The sequence below is a fragment of the Pseudomonas sp. PDM20 genome (assembly GCF_014852575.3).
GTDB lineage: Bacteria > Pseudomonadota > Gammaproteobacteria > Pseudomonadales > Pseudomonadaceae > Pseudomonas.
On the sequence record NZ_CM181224.1, the window covers coordinates 4604983 to 4617871 of the forward strand.

The 12889-nt window shown below is 66.6% G+C and carries 14 protein-coding genes; 3 read left to right on the forward strand and 11 right to left on the reverse strand.

From position 1 onward, the window contains the following. Positions 1-10: 10 nt before the first annotated feature. The 3 genes from IB261_RS21030 to IB261_RS21040 are packed head-to-tail and all read right to left on the reverse strand — an operon-like array spanning position 11 to position 2438. Positions 11-352, reverse strand: coding sequence for an Hpt domain-containing protein (locus IB261_RS21030; protein WP_151187839.1), 342 nt, complete (start codon positions 350-352; stop codon positions 11-13). A gap of 54 nt (positions 353-406) precedes the next feature. Further along, the gene (locus IB261_RS21035) at positions 407-2104 is read right to left on the reverse strand and encodes an ATP-binding SpoIIE family protein phosphatase (protein ID WP_192381218.1); all 1698 of its coding nucleotides are present in this window, start codon (positions 2102-2104) and stop codon (positions 407-409) included. 28 nt (positions 2105-2132) lie between these two features. After that, positions 2133-2438 carry an STAS domain-containing protein gene (locus tag IB261_RS21040; RefSeq protein WP_151187840.1) on the reverse strand — a complete coding sequence of 102 codons (306 nt, stop codon included), beginning with the start codon at positions 2436-2438 and terminating at the stop codon, positions 2133-2135. Between the two features lie 248 nt (positions 2439-2686). Here IB261_RS21040 and IB261_RS21045 point away from each other — a divergent pair, with 248 nt between their 5' ends. The 3 genes from IB261_RS21045 to IB261_RS21055 all read left to right on the forward strand — a co-directional run bounded on the left by IB261_RS21045 (position 2687) and on the right by IB261_RS21055 (position 5156). Continuing rightward, positions 2687-3403, forward strand: coding sequence for a TorF family putative porin (locus tag IB261_RS21045; RefSeq protein ID WP_081519283.1), 717 nt, complete (start codon positions 2687-2689; stop codon positions 3401-3403). Positions 3404-3688: 285 nt separating this feature from the next. Then, positions 3689-4489 (forward strand): helix-turn-helix transcriptional regulator, encoded by an 801-nt coding sequence (locus IB261_RS21050; RefSeq protein WP_192381217.1) that lies wholly within the window; start codon positions 3689-3691, stop codon positions 4487-4489. Between the two features lie 49 nt (positions 4490-4538). After that, entirely contained in the window at positions 4539-5156 is a 618-nt protein-coding gene (locus IB261_RS21055) for a LysE family translocator (protein WP_192381216.1), read from the forward strand. 9 nt (positions 5157-5165) lie between these two features. On the opposite strand, the gene IB261_RS21060 is transcribed toward IB261_RS21055, so the two are convergent. The 8 genes from IB261_RS21060 to fliE form a co-directional block, all read right to left on the reverse strand. Continuing rightward, positions 5166-5819: a DUF1345 domain-containing protein gene (locus IB261_RS21060; protein ID WP_192381215.1), complete on the reverse strand. Its 654-nt coding sequence runs from the start codon at positions 5817-5819 to the stop codon at positions 5166-5168. After that, positions 5807-6643 (reverse strand): aminoglycoside phosphotransferase family protein, encoded by an 837-nt coding sequence (locus tag IB261_RS21065; protein ID WP_192381214.1) that lies wholly within the window; start codon positions 6641-6643, stop codon positions 5807-5809. Before IB261_RS21065 ends, IB261_RS21060 begins: the two co-directional genes overlap by 13 nt. Positions 6644-6704: 61 nt before the next feature. Next, a complete protein-coding gene (gene fliJ / locus IB261_RS21070; protein ID WP_081519279.1) occupies positions 6705-7151 on the reverse strand; it encodes a flagellar export protein FliJ in 447 nt (148 codons plus the stop codon). A gap of 127 nt (positions 7152-7278) precedes the next feature. Then, entirely contained in the window at positions 7279-8634 is a 1356-nt protein-coding gene (gene fliI / locus IB261_RS21075) for a flagellar protein export ATPase FliI (protein WP_192381213.1), read from the reverse strand. Beyond that, positions 8624-9421: a flagellar assembly protein FliH gene (gene fliH, locus IB261_RS21080; protein WP_192381212.1), complete on the reverse strand. Its 798-nt coding sequence runs from the start codon at positions 9419-9421 to the stop codon at positions 8624-8626. Before fliH ends, fliI begins: the two co-directional genes overlap by 11 nt. Position 9422: 1 nt before the next feature. Then, the gene (gene fliG / locus IB261_RS21085) at positions 9423-10439 is read right to left on the reverse strand and encodes a flagellar motor switch protein FliG (RefSeq protein ID WP_045212107.1); all 1017 of its coding nucleotides are present in this window, start codon (positions 10437-10439) and stop codon (positions 9423-9425) included. Further along, positions 10432-12225 (reverse strand): flagellar basal-body MS-ring/collar protein FliF, encoded by a 1794-nt coding sequence (gene fliF, locus IB261_RS21090; RefSeq protein WP_081519276.1) that lies wholly within the window; start codon positions 12223-12225, stop codon positions 10432-10434. The genes fliG and fliF overlap by 8 nt, the downstream gene beginning before the upstream one ends. 19 nt (positions 12226-12244) lie before the next feature. Next, on the reverse strand, positions 12245-12574 hold the full coding sequence (gene fliE / locus IB261_RS21095) for a flagellar hook-basal body complex protein FliE (RefSeq protein ID WP_081519275.1): 330 nt from the start codon (positions 12572-12574) through the stop codon (positions 12245-12247). Positions 12575-12889: the final 315 nt, after the last annotated feature.

The following is a 12889-nucleotide window of genomic DNA, read 5'->3' on the forward strand; positions in this document are numbered from 1 at the left end:
TCGGAAAAGGTCAGGGGCGACCGGGCAACAGCAGGGTGCGGACGATGGAAAATTCGTGCTCGACCTTGCCGATCAGGCCTTGCGCGCCGGCCAGGTCGTTCTGCCGCGCGGCCTCCTCCAGGCGCTTGCACAGGCTGCTCAGTACCGAGGCGCCCATGTTGCCGCAACTGCCCTTGAAGCTGTGCGCGGCGTGGCGCAAGGCCGGCGCATCACTGGCGGCGGAGGCCTCGCGGATGCTGCGCAGGCGCTCCTCGGAGTCGCTGAGGAAGGTTTCCACCAGGAGCGGATACTCGTCTTCCATGATCGACAGCAAATTGCTCAGCACGGCGCCATCGAGATGCGGCTCGGACATTGGGCACTCCCTGAAAGACGGCTCGCCACCCTGCGGGGGACAAGAAGGCTCCGATTATGCCTGAGCCGACCAGAAGAACTCCACGGAGACCGCCTTGCCGTCACCCGACCACTGACAGCGGTCAGACAACTGCCGGACCAGCGTCAGGCCGCGCCCGCAGAGGCTGCCGGCGGCCCTCTGCGAAGCCAGCACTGCGCCCACATCGAAACCATCGCCGCTGTCCTCCACCCGCACCAGCAGGCGCCCGCCATCGCCGTGGGGGGAGAGATCAAGATGGAAGCGCACGAAGCCGTCGCGCAGGGTGACCAGGCGCTTGCTGCGCTCCTGGTAATAGCGGGCGAAGCCGGCGGCATCGCACTTGAGCGAGGAGTCCAGGCCCATCACGCCGTGCTCCAGGGCGTTGGAGTACAGCTCGGCGAGCACGGTGTAGAGCGCACCACCGCGCGGGCGCAGGTCTTGCACTTCCATCAGCAGTTGCAGCAGGAAGGGCAGCGGATTGAAGTTGCGCAGCGTCGGCGCGCGGAATTCGAAGCTGGCGGACCAGTCCAGCGGGCTGCTCAGTCCGTTGTCGGAGAACGCCAGCGGCGGGCGCTGCAGCGAGTCCTCGGGGACCAGTGCGATCTCCAGCATGCTGACGTCGTCCTGGGCCTCGCCGCGAAAACGCGCCACCGCCGCCTGGATGCCGTCGAACAGGCGCGACGGCACGAGGCCCTCACCGAACACCTGGTGCAGGCGCTCCTCGCCGAAGGCCTCGCCCGTGGCATTGCGCGCTTCCAGCACGCCATCGGAGAAGAGGAACACACGGTCGCCCTCCTCCATCGCGTAGACCTCGACATGGTCGCTGAAGGCCGACGGGTCGAGAATGCCCAGCGGCAGATGCCGCGACACCAGCGGCTGCAGTTCGCCGCTGGCGTGGCGGTGCAGGTAGCCGTTGGGCAGGCCGCCGTTCCACACCTCCACCAGGCCGCGCTGGAAACTCAGGTTGAGCACCGCCGCGCAGCAGAACACGCCCACCGGGAGAATGCGTTTGAGCTTGGCGTTCATCTCGCGAAGGATGTCCGCCATCGGGTAGCCCTTGGCGGTCATGCCGTAGAACACCTCGGCCAGCGGCATGGCGCCGATGGCCGCCGGCAAGCCATGGCCGGTGAAATCGCCGAGCAGCACGTGCATGCCGCCGGAGGGCTTGAACGCCGCCAGCAGCAGGTCGCCGTTGAACAGCGCGAAGGGGGATTGCAGGTAGCGGATGTTCGCCGCGTTCAGGCAACCCGAGTGCGCCACCTTGTCGAACACCGCCTTGGCCACCCGCTGCTCGTTGAGCAGGTGCTCGTTGTGCCGGGCGATCAGGTCGCGCTGCTCCAGCACCATCCGCTGCAGGTGATGCAGGCGCCCCATGGCGCGGATCTTGGCTTCGAGGATGACGCGGTTGTAGGGCTTGGAGAGGAAGTCATCGCCGCCCGCCTCCAGGCTCTGCACCAGCGCCTCGGGCTCGCTCAGCGACGTGAGGAAGATGATCGGCACCAGCTCCTCGCCAGCCTGCCGGCGAATCCGCCGCGCCGCCTCGAAGCCGTCCATCACCGGCATCAGCGCATCCATCAGCACCAGCTGCGGGCGCTCCTGGGCGAACAGCGCGAGCGCTTCCAGCCCGTTGCCGGCGGTGATCACGCGATGCCCCTGGCGGCTGACGATGGTCGACAGCAACAGGCGATCGGCAGCGTTGTCGTCGGCGATCAGGACGGTGAGGAGTTCGGACATGGCCGTTGCCACTGCAGAGCGCGTCGCGTCAGCTGATCCTGAACAGCTGCTCGAAGTTGGAGATGGACAGCACCTTGCGCACGTCCGGATTGCAGTGCGCCAGGCTGATCTGCGCGCTCTCGCCGCCGGCGTGGTCGCGCAGCAGCAGGAGCATGCCCAGCGCCGAGCTGTCGAGGTAAGTCGCGCCCTTCAGGTCCACCACGTAGCGTTTGGGTGTGGTTTCGACACGCTCATAGGCATTGCGGAATTCCTGGTGTGCGCCGAAATCGAAACGTCCCTGGACCACGATGGTGAGCTCCTGCCCGTCAGCGGAGGGAACGGAAGTGATGGCCATGGGATTCTCCTTATCGATCGATGGTCGCGCACGAGCTTGAAGATGTAGCAGCTAGCGGTGACAGCGGCAACCTCGGCGAACGATGGGAAACCGCCTCGCCAGACCGGTCGAACGGTACCCGGCAGGTCGATTAATGGACCGCCGGTCGCCACAGGCGCGGAGAATGCCTTTACCCTTTTACGCGTGCGACGCAGGGCGAAGGCTCGCAAGAGGCCTTGGAAGGGTCGCACCCGCAAGAAGGGGGGATCATGTACAAGTCCATTCTCATCGCGGCCTGCGTGTTGTGCGCGGCGCCGTACGCAGGTGCCCAGGTGATGCAGCGCGAACTGGGCGATTTCGAACTCAAGTTCGCCAACTCGCCAACGCGCAGCATGGCCCAGGGGCTGGTCCAGCCGGGCCAGGCCAACAGCGCCCAGGGCGGCCTCGACATCACCCACGACAGTGGCTGGTACGTCGGCAGCTGGACCTCGAACATCGAGCAGGAAAAGCCGCTGGAGATCGACAGCTACGCCGGCTTCAAGCACCCACTGGGCGACGGCAAGCTGGGCTACGAAGTGGGTACCCTGCGCTACACCCGGCCGGAACAACCCGACTACGACAGCCAGGCCCTGTACGGCGGCCTCTCGGTATTCGGCAGCCGTCTCGGCGCGGCCTACAGCGCCCAGGCCGGGCGCAGCACCACCACGCTGTTCACCGACCTGGGCGTGCAGCCTGACCTCGGCTTCGACGTGACCTTCAAGTATTCCACCTACAACCTCGCCTCCCCCGTGAGCCTGAACAGCGGTGGCAGCGTCAGCGAATTCGGCGACTGGTCGGTGAACTTCAGCCGCCCCTGGAACGGCATCGACCTGAACTTCTCGTACAGCGGCAGCAGCCTCACCGGCGGAGACTGCAGCGCCTACTCCGGACACAACGCCTATTGCGACTCGGCGTTCATGTTCAAGGCTTCGCGGCCGTTCTTCTGAGGCGCCTGCCACCCTGGCCCCCTCACCCCAGCCCTCTCCCGGAGGGAGAGGGAGCAATCCGCTGCCAGGCGCCACTCCTGCGCCCTTCCTGCACCTCCATTCCCAGCTGACTCCGATGCCCGCATCCCTGCCGAACGGCCCCCTCTCCCCCTGGGAGAGGGCTGGGGTGAGGGCGAGACCGCGCGCCGAAAGCTCCCGGCTCCAAGAAAGTCAATTTCATTCAAGATGGCGCCGGTCTGAGGGGCTACTCTGCCTATCACCCTCCGCTCCCGCAGGCCTGCCCCAATGCTCCACCAAGTGATCTGCACCACGACCGCCCTGCCCGGCCTGCACAGCGTCGAGATACTCACGCAGCGCAGCTTCCCGCGCCATGCCCATGACGAGTACGGTATCGGCGTGATGCTCGAAGGCGGGCACCGCTCGTGGAGTGGCCGCGGACAGGTCGAGGCCGGGCCCTGCGACATCATCACCGTGAGCCCCAATGAACTCCACGACGGCATTCCCCTGCGCGGCGCGCCGCGGCGCTGGTGGATGCTCTACGTGGAACCGGCGCTGCTGGCGGAACTGGCCGGCGGCAACATGGCACAGCGCGAGTTCACCCTCCCTGCCCTTGCCTACCCGCCACTCGCCCAGCGCATTGCCAGCCTGCTGCAACACCTGCCGGGGGCCAGTGCCGATGAAGCCAGCGAAGGCGTGCTCGACCTGTTCGGCGAGCTGCTCGACCAGCGCCTCAAAACGAGCGTGGCGCCCCTCCCTTCCCGCAGCGTGGCGCGCATGCTCGAACGGATTCACGACGACCCACGCAACGCTCCCGCGCTGGCGGAGCTGGCCGGCATTGCCGGGCTGACGCCCTATGCGGCACTGCGCCGCTTCCGCCGCGAACTGGGCACCACGCCCCACGCCTACCTCCTGCAGTACCGCGTGCGACAGGCCCACAAGGCCATCGGCGAGGGGCGCACGCTGGCCGACGCCGCCCTGCTCTCCGGCTTCGCCGACCAGTCGCACATGACCCGCGCCTTCGCCCGCCAGCTCGGGCTGACACCGGGGCAATGGCGCTCTTCGCTCAGGCAGCCGTCAACGCCCTGATTGCTCTGGTCTCACGGCCTCATTTCTTCCACACAGGAAACCCACGGGAATGAACGCAGAATTCCTGCTGACGGCGTTCGTCGTCGTTTTGCTGCCCGGCACCGGCGTGCTCTATACCCTGGCCGTCGGTCTCGGCCTGGGCGCCCGCGCCGCCACCCTCGCGGCGCTGGGCTGCACGCTGGGCATGCTCCCGCAACTGCTGCTCGCCACCTTCGGCCTGTCGCTGATCCTGCAGGCCAGCGCGGCCAGCTTCCAGCTCATCCGGCTGCTGGGCACCGCTTACCTGCTGTTCATCGCCTGGCAGGTGTTTCGCGGCAGCGGCGCCGTGGCGCTGGATTCGGCCAGCAGCCCGCGCAGCACCCCGCAACTGGTGGGCACCGGGCTCTGGCTGAACCTGCTCAACCCCAAGCTCGGGCTGTTCTTCCTGGCCTTCCTGCCGCAGTTCGTGCCGGCCGGCAGCGAGGACACGCAGGGGCTGTTCCTGATGCTGGGCCTGGTGTTCGCACTGATGACTTTCGTCGTGTTCATCGGCTACGGACTGCTGGCATCCTGGGTGCGCGATTATGTGATCGGGCGTCCGGCGGTGATGACGCTGATCCGCTGGAGCTTCACTCTCGCCTTCGTCGTGCTGGCGCTACGGCTGGCTGTCGAGGCGCTGCAGCCCTGATCACCCAAGCTAGCCGATCAGCCCCGCGCCCATGTTGATCGCCAGCCCCAGGATCGCGGTATTGAACAGGAAGCCGATCACCGAGTGCGCCAGCACCACCTTGCGCATCGCACGCGAGGCGACCTCAACGTCGGAGGTCTGCACCGCCACGCTGAGGGTGAAGGAGAAGTAGAGGAAGTCCCAGTAGTCTGGATTCTTCTCGCCCTCGGGGAAGCGCAGCGCTGGCTCCGCCGCATCGGCCGAGTAGAACTGCCGGGCGTAGTGCATGGTGAAGATGGTACCGATGAGGAACCAGGAACCCAGCACCGTGCTGGCGGTAAAGGCGTAGCGGACGATCTTCTCACTGCCGTTGGCATGCCCGGCGGTGGCCAGCTCGACGACGATGGCGACCAGGCTGGCCACGGCGGCAACGATGACCAGCACCAGCACCGCCTCGGCATTCTCGTCCTCGATTTCGGCCAGGCGGCGCACTTCCGCGGGCGCAGCGCGCAGCGCCAGCCAACCGATCAGCAGCACGTAGAGCCAGGCCATGCAGTTCCAGCCCAGCAACACACGGGTCATGGGCGCAAACGGGTAGCACGCCAGCCCCACCAGCACACCCATGACGACGGAGCTGATCAGCCGCGGATGCGCCTGCAACAGGGCCCGGTTCAGGCGCAGCATGCCATGCGGTCCAGCTCGGCGGCGGCCAGGTGCGCCACGCTCAGGTCGCTGTCGGCGGCCATGCCATCGTCGAGGAACCAGGCGGCGGAGAGACCGGCGAAAGCCAGCACCCATTCCAGCAGGCGGCGCCGGTCGACGCGTGCGTGCTCGACGATCACGTCGAGCTGGCGCAGGAAGCGCGTGCGCTCGCGGGAGGTCGGCAGGTCCGGATTGCACAGCAGGTTGGCGTAGTCGAACAGGCGCTCGCCATGCAGGCGCTTGGGGTCGATGGCCCGCCAGCCGCGCTCGGCGAAATCCAGGATGTTGTCGTGGTGAATATCGCCATGCAGTACGCACTGGTCATGCTCGCTGGCCAGCAGCGCCTCGGCGGTCTCCAGGCAACGCGGGAACAGCTCGCCATAGCGCACGGCGGCAGGCGCGAGATCGCGGAACCACTCGCGCAGGTCGATCACCTCCGGCAGAGGCTTTTCCCGTGGCTGATGCAGCTTGCGCACGACATCGCAGACGATGCGGCTGGCCTGGTCGTCCTCGCCGTTGAGCGCCATGCGCATCAGCGACCGCGTGCCCTCGGCGCGCTCCATGAGGATGGTGTCGCCGTCGTAGGCATAGACCAGCGCTGCGCCGTCGCCGCCCCACCAGTCGAGCACCTTCGAGCCCAGGCGTTCGTCGATGTCCAGGGCGCGTTTGAGCATGGCTGAGCGCCCCTGCCAGCGAACCGGCAGCAGGTGGCTGCTCGGCGTGATGATCGGATCGCCTTCGGCGCTCAGGCGCCATAACGAGAAGACGTGCCGGAAATCCACAGGCACAGGCGTGGGAAGAGGCATGAAGGAGTCCAACCGGGGAGACTGACTGGAGCCTAGCACGGCGCTCCGCGGAACCCGATCGCTATTGCTCGGCGGAAGGCTTCAGGCGCTGGGCGAATTCGTCGAGCTGTTTCTGCTCGTACTTGTCGGCGGCCAGACGCGCTTCCTCGCGGTAGCGTTCCACCAGCTTGCGCAGCCCTTCGAGGCGCGCGTACTTCTCCTGCCAGATGACCCGCGCCTTGCCCACGTTGGTCTCGTGGAAGGCCACCGAGCGATTCTGCTGCTCGACGGCGCCTTCGAGCTGGGACAGGAAGCGCTGGTAGTTGATCAGCCACTGGCCGCTGACACCCTGCTGGCCGTTGGTGATCCATTGCTGCTGGTAGTCGTAGCGGTAGCGCTCAAGCTCGGCGAGCTTGCGCTGCGCCTGCTGCAGCTGGCCCTGCATCTGGCCGAGCTGGCGCGCGGCCTCGCGCTCGGCCTTGAGCGCCATGTCCACCACCGGGGCGAGGCGTTCGGCGCGGCGGTTCATTGGCTCACCACGAGCCGTAGGACGGGTGGAGCGCAACGGTACCCATGCTGCATCTCGCCACGAGCTGAAAGACGATGGGTATCGCAAGCTCCACCCATCCTACGCAAAGCAGTTCCTGGCCGCTTCATCAGCCGGCCTTGCCGCTGACGACTGCATCCAGCAGCAGGCGCGAGTCGTCGAGGTTCTGGCTCTCGTCCAGGGCTTGGCGGAGGAACTGGCGCATGATCGGGAAGCGCTGGATGGCCAGGTCGGTTTCCGGATCGCCGCCGGCCACGTAGGCGCCGACGCTGATCAGGTCGCGGCTCTGCTGGTAGCGCGACCACAGCTGCTTGAAGCGCTGGGCGTCACGCATGTGCTCGGCCGTAGTGACCTGGGGCATCACCCGGCTGATCGAAGCTTCGATGTCGATGGCCGGGTAATGGCCTTCCTCGGCCAGCCGGCGCGACAGCACGAAGTGGCCGTCGAGCACACCCCGCGCGGCATCGGCGATCGGGTCCTGCTGGTCGTCGCCCTCGCTGAGCACGGTGTAGAAAGCGGTGATCGAACCGCCGCCCTTCTCGCCGTTGCCGGCACGCTCGACCAGACGCGGCAGCTTGGCGAACACCGACGGCGGATAGCCCTTGGTCGCCGGCGGCTCGCCGATGGCCAGGGCGATCTCACGCTGGGCCTGGGCGTAACGGGTCAGGGAATCCATCAGCAACAGGACGTTCTTGCCCTTGTCGCGGAAGTACTCGGCGATGCGGGTGCAGTACTGCGCGGCGCGCAGGCGCATCAGCGGCGCATCGTCCGCCGGCGAAGCAACGACCACGGAGCGCTTGAGGCCTTCCTCGCCGAGGATGTGCTCGATGAATTCCTTCACCTCGCGGCCCCGTTCGCCGATCAGCCCGACCACGATGATGTCGGCCTTGGTGAAGCGGGTCATCATGCCCAGCAGCACGGACTTACCCACGCCGGTACCGGCGAACAGCCCCAGGCGCTGGCCACGACCGACGGTGAGCAGAGAGTTGATGGAGCGGATGCCGACGTCCATCGGCTCGTGGATCGGGTCGCGCGCCAGCGGGTTGATGATCGGGCCGTCCATCGGCACCCAGTCCTCGGCGCGCATGCCGCCCTTGCCGTCCAGCGCGCGGCCGACGCCGTCGAGCACGCGACCGAGCATGGACATGCCCATGGGCAGCCGGCCGGAGTCCGGCAGCGGCACCACGCGGGCGCCAGGGGCGATGCCGACGAGGCTGCCCACCGGCATGAGGTAGATCTTGCTGCCGGCAAAGCCCATGACTTCGGCTTCCACCTGCACCGGGTGATAGCCGCCGTCGTTGATCACCTGGCAGCGGCTGCCGACGGCGGCCTGCAGCCCCTCGGCCTCCAGCGTCAGGCCGACCATGCGCAGCAGGCGGCCCTCCACCACAGGCTGGGTCGGCAGGCTCACGGCGTCGCTGTAGCCCTGCAGACGACGGGCGAAGCTGACGCGATCAAGACGCATCGGCGCCGCCCTGATCGGCTTCGAGGTTCACGTGCAGGTCTGGCTCCAGGGCGTGGGTCGCCTGGTCGCGCTGCTGCTCGAAGAGCTGCTTCACGGCCTGGGCCAGGCGCGTTTCGACAGTGGCGTCGATGCGCGAATGTTCGGTCTCGATGCGGCAGCCGCCGGGCAGCAGGCCGTCGTCCTCGATGATCTTCCAGCTTTCCTCGTGGCGATCGCGCAAGGCCTTCACCAGTTCGAAGTCCTGCGGGTTGACCTGGATGCGGATGTTGCTGGCGCCCATCGGCAGCAGCTTGAGCGCCTCGCGCAGCACCAGGCGGATCTGGCTGGAATCGGTGGCCAGCTCGCGCTGCACCACCTGGCGCACCACGTGGGTCACCAGGTTGAGCATGCCCTGTTCGAGCATCTGGTCCTGTTTGGCAATGGGCTCGAGCAGGTGCGACATCAGGGTTTCGAGATTCTGCAGGCGCGGTTGCAGCGCCGCGTCGGCTTCCTGACGCGCCTTGATCTGGCCGGCGTGGAAGCCGTCCTTTTCGCCGGTGGAGAAGCCCTCGTTGTAGGCCTCCTGGCGAATCGCCTCGAGCTCGTCGAGCGTCAGCGGCTTGACCTCTTCCTCGGGCACCTCTTCGATCTGCGGCGGCTCCTCGACTACCGGCTCGGGTTCGGGCTCGGGTTCCGGGGCCGGCCGCGCCGGGTCGAAGCTGGGCAGCGACCAGCGGTCGAAGCCCGCCACGTCGCGCGCGCGGATCAGCTCGCTGAGTTTGTCTTCGTCTTTGGCCGGCGGTACCACGTCAGATCATCTCCTCGCCGCCCTTGCCACCCAGCACGATTTCGCCGGACTCGGCCATACGGCGGGCGATGGTGAGGATTTCCTTCTGCGCGCCTTCCACTTCGCTGACGCGCACCGGGCCCTTGGCCTCCAGGTCGTCGCGCAGCAGTTCGGCGGCACGCTTGGACATGTTGCGGAAGATCTTCTCGCGGATCGCCTCGTCCGAGCCCTTGAGGGCCAGCACCAGCACGTCCGAGGACACCTCGCGCAGCAGCGCCTGGATGCCACGGTCGTCGACATCGGCGAGGTTGTCGAAGACGAACATCAGGTCTTCGATCTGGCCCGACAGGTCCTCGTCGACTTCGCGGATGGCGTCCATCAGCGCGCCTTCGACCGAGCTGTCGAGGTAGTTCATGATGTCCGCCGCGCGCTTCACACCGCCCATGGTGGTGCGGGTGGAGTTGGCGTTGCCGGCGAACTGCTTCTCCAGGATCAGGTTCAGTTCCTTGAGCGCGGACGGCTGCACGGTGTTGAGCGAGGACACGCGCAGGATGATGTCCAGGCGCACCTTGTGGTCGAAGTGACTGAGCACTTCGCCGGCCTGGTCCGGGTCGAGGTAGGCGACCACGATGGCCTGGATCTGCGGGTGCTCGTAGCGGATCACGTCGGCCACGGCGCGCGGCTCCATCCACTTCAGGCTGTCCAGGCCGCTGGTGTTGCCGCCCAGCAGGATGCGGTCGATGAGGTTGTTCGCCTTGTCCTCGCCCAGAGCCTGGGTGAGCATCTTGCGGATGTAGCTGTCGGCGCCAACGCCCAGGCTGGTCTGGTCGCCGACGATCTCGACGAACTCGCCCATCACCTGCTCGACCTGCTCACGGTGCACGTTGCGCATCTGCGCCATGGCCACGCCGACCTTCTGCACTTCCTTCGGGCCCATGTGGCGCAGCACCTGCGCGGCATCGGTCTCACCCAGGGAGAGCAGGAGGATGGCAGCCTTGTCGACCTTGTTCAGTTTGGCGTTCATGCGCGCTTCACTCATCGGAATTGATCCAGTCCTTCACTACCTGGGCAACGCGCCCCGGGTCCTGGGCGACCAGTGTCTTGATCGCATTCAATTGTGCATCGTACCCCTCGGACGGGCTGGGCAGCAGGATGCTGGCCGGGCCACCGAGGCTCACGCGGTCTTCGGACAACTCGCCCTCCAGACCGCCCAACTCGCCCAGGCCACCTTCGCCTGCTGCGCCACCGGCCACCAGGGCCTTGCTCTTGTTGCCCGACAGGTTGTTCAGCACCGGGCGCAGCACGCCCAGCACCAGCACCAGGATGAAGACGATACCCAGCACCTGCTTGACCACGTCCCAGAACCAGGGCTGGGAGTAGAACGGCGGCGATGCAATTTCATCGCCAAGTTCCGGGGCGAACGGCGCGTTGATCACGCTGACGCTGTCGCCACGGCTGGCGTCATAGCCTACCGCGTCCTGCACCAGGCGGGTGAAGCGACCCAGCTCATCGGCGGTCCAGGGCTGGTGGCTGACTTCGCCGGTCTTCGGATCGGCGATCATGCGGTCATCCAGCACCACCGCGACGGAAAGCCGGCGCAGGCGACCCTGCTGCTGCTTGGTGTAGCTCACCGAGCGATCCAGCTCGTAGTTGCGGGTGTTCTGCTGGCGCTTGTCAGTCGGATACGGCGCCAGTTCCGGCTTGCCGGTCTTCGGGTCGATGATCGGCTGGCCGTTGGCGTCCTTCAGCGGCTGGCCCGGCGCGACGAAGTCTGCCGGCTTGTTCTGCGCCGTGGTCTGCGGCGCACTGGCCGGGCCCGGAGGCTGGTTCGACAGCGCACCCGGCACGCCCTGCGGGCCGTTGCTGTTCTGGCGTTCCTCGTTGTTGCTCTGCTCGCTGCGCAGGGCCGGCTGGTCCGGGTTGAACGACTCCGAGGTGGATTCCACCGCGCTGAAGTCGACGTCCGCCGACACCTCGGCCTTGTAGCGGCCGCTGCCCAGCACCGGCGCGAGGATGCTGTGTACGCGCTGGGTGAAGTTGGTTTCCATCCGACGGGTGAAGTCGAACTGCTTGCCGGCCATGGTCAGCTCGGAGAGCTCCTGCTGGTCGGAGAGCAGGTTGCCCTTCTGGTCGACCACGGTGACCTGGGATTTATCCAGTTCCGGCACGCTGGTGGCGACCAGGTTGACGATGGCCAGCACCTGGCTCGGCTCCAGGGTGCGGCCCGGGTACAGCTCGACCAGCACCGAGGCACTGGGCTTGCGGTCGTCACGGACGAACACCGAGCTCTTGGGGATCGCCAGGTGCACGCGGGCGCCCTTGACGTTGTTCAGGCTGGAGACGGTGCGCGCCAGTTCACCTTCCAGGCCGCGACGGTAGTTGGTCGCTTCCATGAACTGGCTGGTGCCCAGCGCCTGTTCCTTGTCGAGGATCTCGAAGCCGACGTTGCTGTCGGTCGGAGCCAGGCCGGCACCGGCGACTTTCATGCGCGCGCGGCCCAGGTCGTCGGCCTTCACCAGCAGCGCGCCGGAGTTGGGCTCGATCTTGTAGCCGATGTCGGCGGCGGACAGCGCCTCGACCACCTTGTTGGCGTCGACCCCGTTGAGGCTGCCGTACAGCGGCTTGTAGTCCGGCTGCTGCGACCACAGGACCATGCCGAAACCGATGGCGATGCTCGCGGCGAGACCGACCAGCAGGCCGACCTGGCGCAGCACCGGCATGTCCGCGAGGTTCTCGAGGAAAGTCAGGCCGAGCAGCGGCTTCTTCGGCGCGTCGGCACCGACCTTGGCCGGAACCTGACTGTCAACAACGGAGGCTTGGGACATTACCTACGATCCTCGCCGCTCAAACCGGCATCTGCATGATGTCCTGGTACGCCTGGACGAGCTTGTTGCGTACCTGGGTCATCGCCTGGAAAGAAACACTGGCCTTCTGCGAGGCGATCATCACCTGGGTGAGATCGACCCCGCCCTGCCCCATCTCGAAAGCGGTCGCCATGTCGGAGGCGGCCTGCTGGGTACCGTTCACCTTGTCCACGGCCTGTCCGAGCATCTGCGAGAAGCTTGGCGCCCCCGGCTCGGCCGGTGCGGCCTGCGTCTTCGCCTTGGCCATGGCCTCCATTTGCATGGAGCGCATTTCCAGCAGCAGACGATTGAACTCGATACCCTGACTCATCACTTACCCCTCCGACTGTCCGCGGTTTTTTGACACTGCGCGGCGCTTTGCAGAGGTGATTGCAACTTGGGTGCCAGGTTTTCAAGGCGCAGGAAAAATGCGCAAGACAGCTCTGGAGTGGGGACTTCAGAGCTGCTGATCCGGTGATCCTGACTGAGCCTTTGCGTGGGGCAAAGCCCCTCACCCCAACCCTCTCCCAGAGGGAGAGGGGGCAGATCGGTGTGCCCGGAAGATATGACAATCAGCCGAGAACTCCAGAACTAGAGCCCTGGAACATCGGCGCAAGCGACAGCCCCTCACCCCAGCCCTCTCCCA

Coding starts and splice junctions, on each gene's coding strand:
- IB261_RS21030 (WP_151187839.1), bottom strand. CDS start 352: ATGTCCGAGCCGCATCTCGATGGCGCCGTGCTGAGCAATTTGCTGTCG.
- IB261_RS21035 (WP_192381218.1), bottom strand. CDS start 2,104: ATGTCCGAACTCCTCACCGTCCTGATCGCCGACGACAACGCTGCCGAT.
- IB261_RS21040 (WP_151187840.1), bottom strand. CDS start 2,438: ATGGCCATCACTTCCGTTCCCTCCGCTGACGGGCAGGAGCTCACCATC.
- IB261_RS21045 (WP_081519283.1), top strand. CDS start 2,687: ATGTACAAGTCCATTCTCATCGCGGCCTGCGTGTTGTGCGCGGCGCCG.
- IB261_RS21050 (WP_192381217.1), top strand. CDS start 3,689: ATGCTCCACCAAGTGATCTGCACCACGACCGCCCTGCCCGGCCTGCAC.
- IB261_RS21055 (WP_192381216.1), top strand. CDS start 4,539: ATGAACGCAGAATTCCTGCTGACGGCGTTCGTCGTCGTTTTGCTGCCC.
- IB261_RS21060 (WP_192381215.1), bottom strand. CDS start 5,819: ATGCTGCGCCTGAACCGGGCCCTGTTGCAGGCGCATCCGCGGCTGATC.
- IB261_RS21065 (WP_192381214.1), bottom strand. CDS start 6,643: ATGCCTCTTCCCACGCCTGTGCCTGTGGATTTCCGGCACGTCTTCTCG.
- fliJ (WP_081519279.1), bottom strand. CDS start 7,151: ATGAACCGCCGCGCCGAACGCCTCGCCCCGGTGGTGGACATGGCGCTC.
- fliI (WP_192381213.1), bottom strand. CDS start 8,634: ATGCGTCTTGATCGCGTCAGCTTCGCCCGTCGTCTGCAGGGCTACAGC.
- fliG (WP_045212107.1), bottom strand. CDS start 10,439: ATGAGTGAAGCGCGCATGAACGCCAAACTGAACAAGGTCGACAAGGCT.
- fliF (WP_081519276.1), bottom strand. CDS start 12,225: ATGTCCCAAGCCTCCGTTGTTGACAGTCAGGTTCCGGCCAAGGTCGGT.
- fliE (WP_081519275.1), bottom strand. CDS start 12,574: ATGAGTCAGGGTATCGAGTTCAATCGTCTGCTGCTGGAAATGCGCTCC.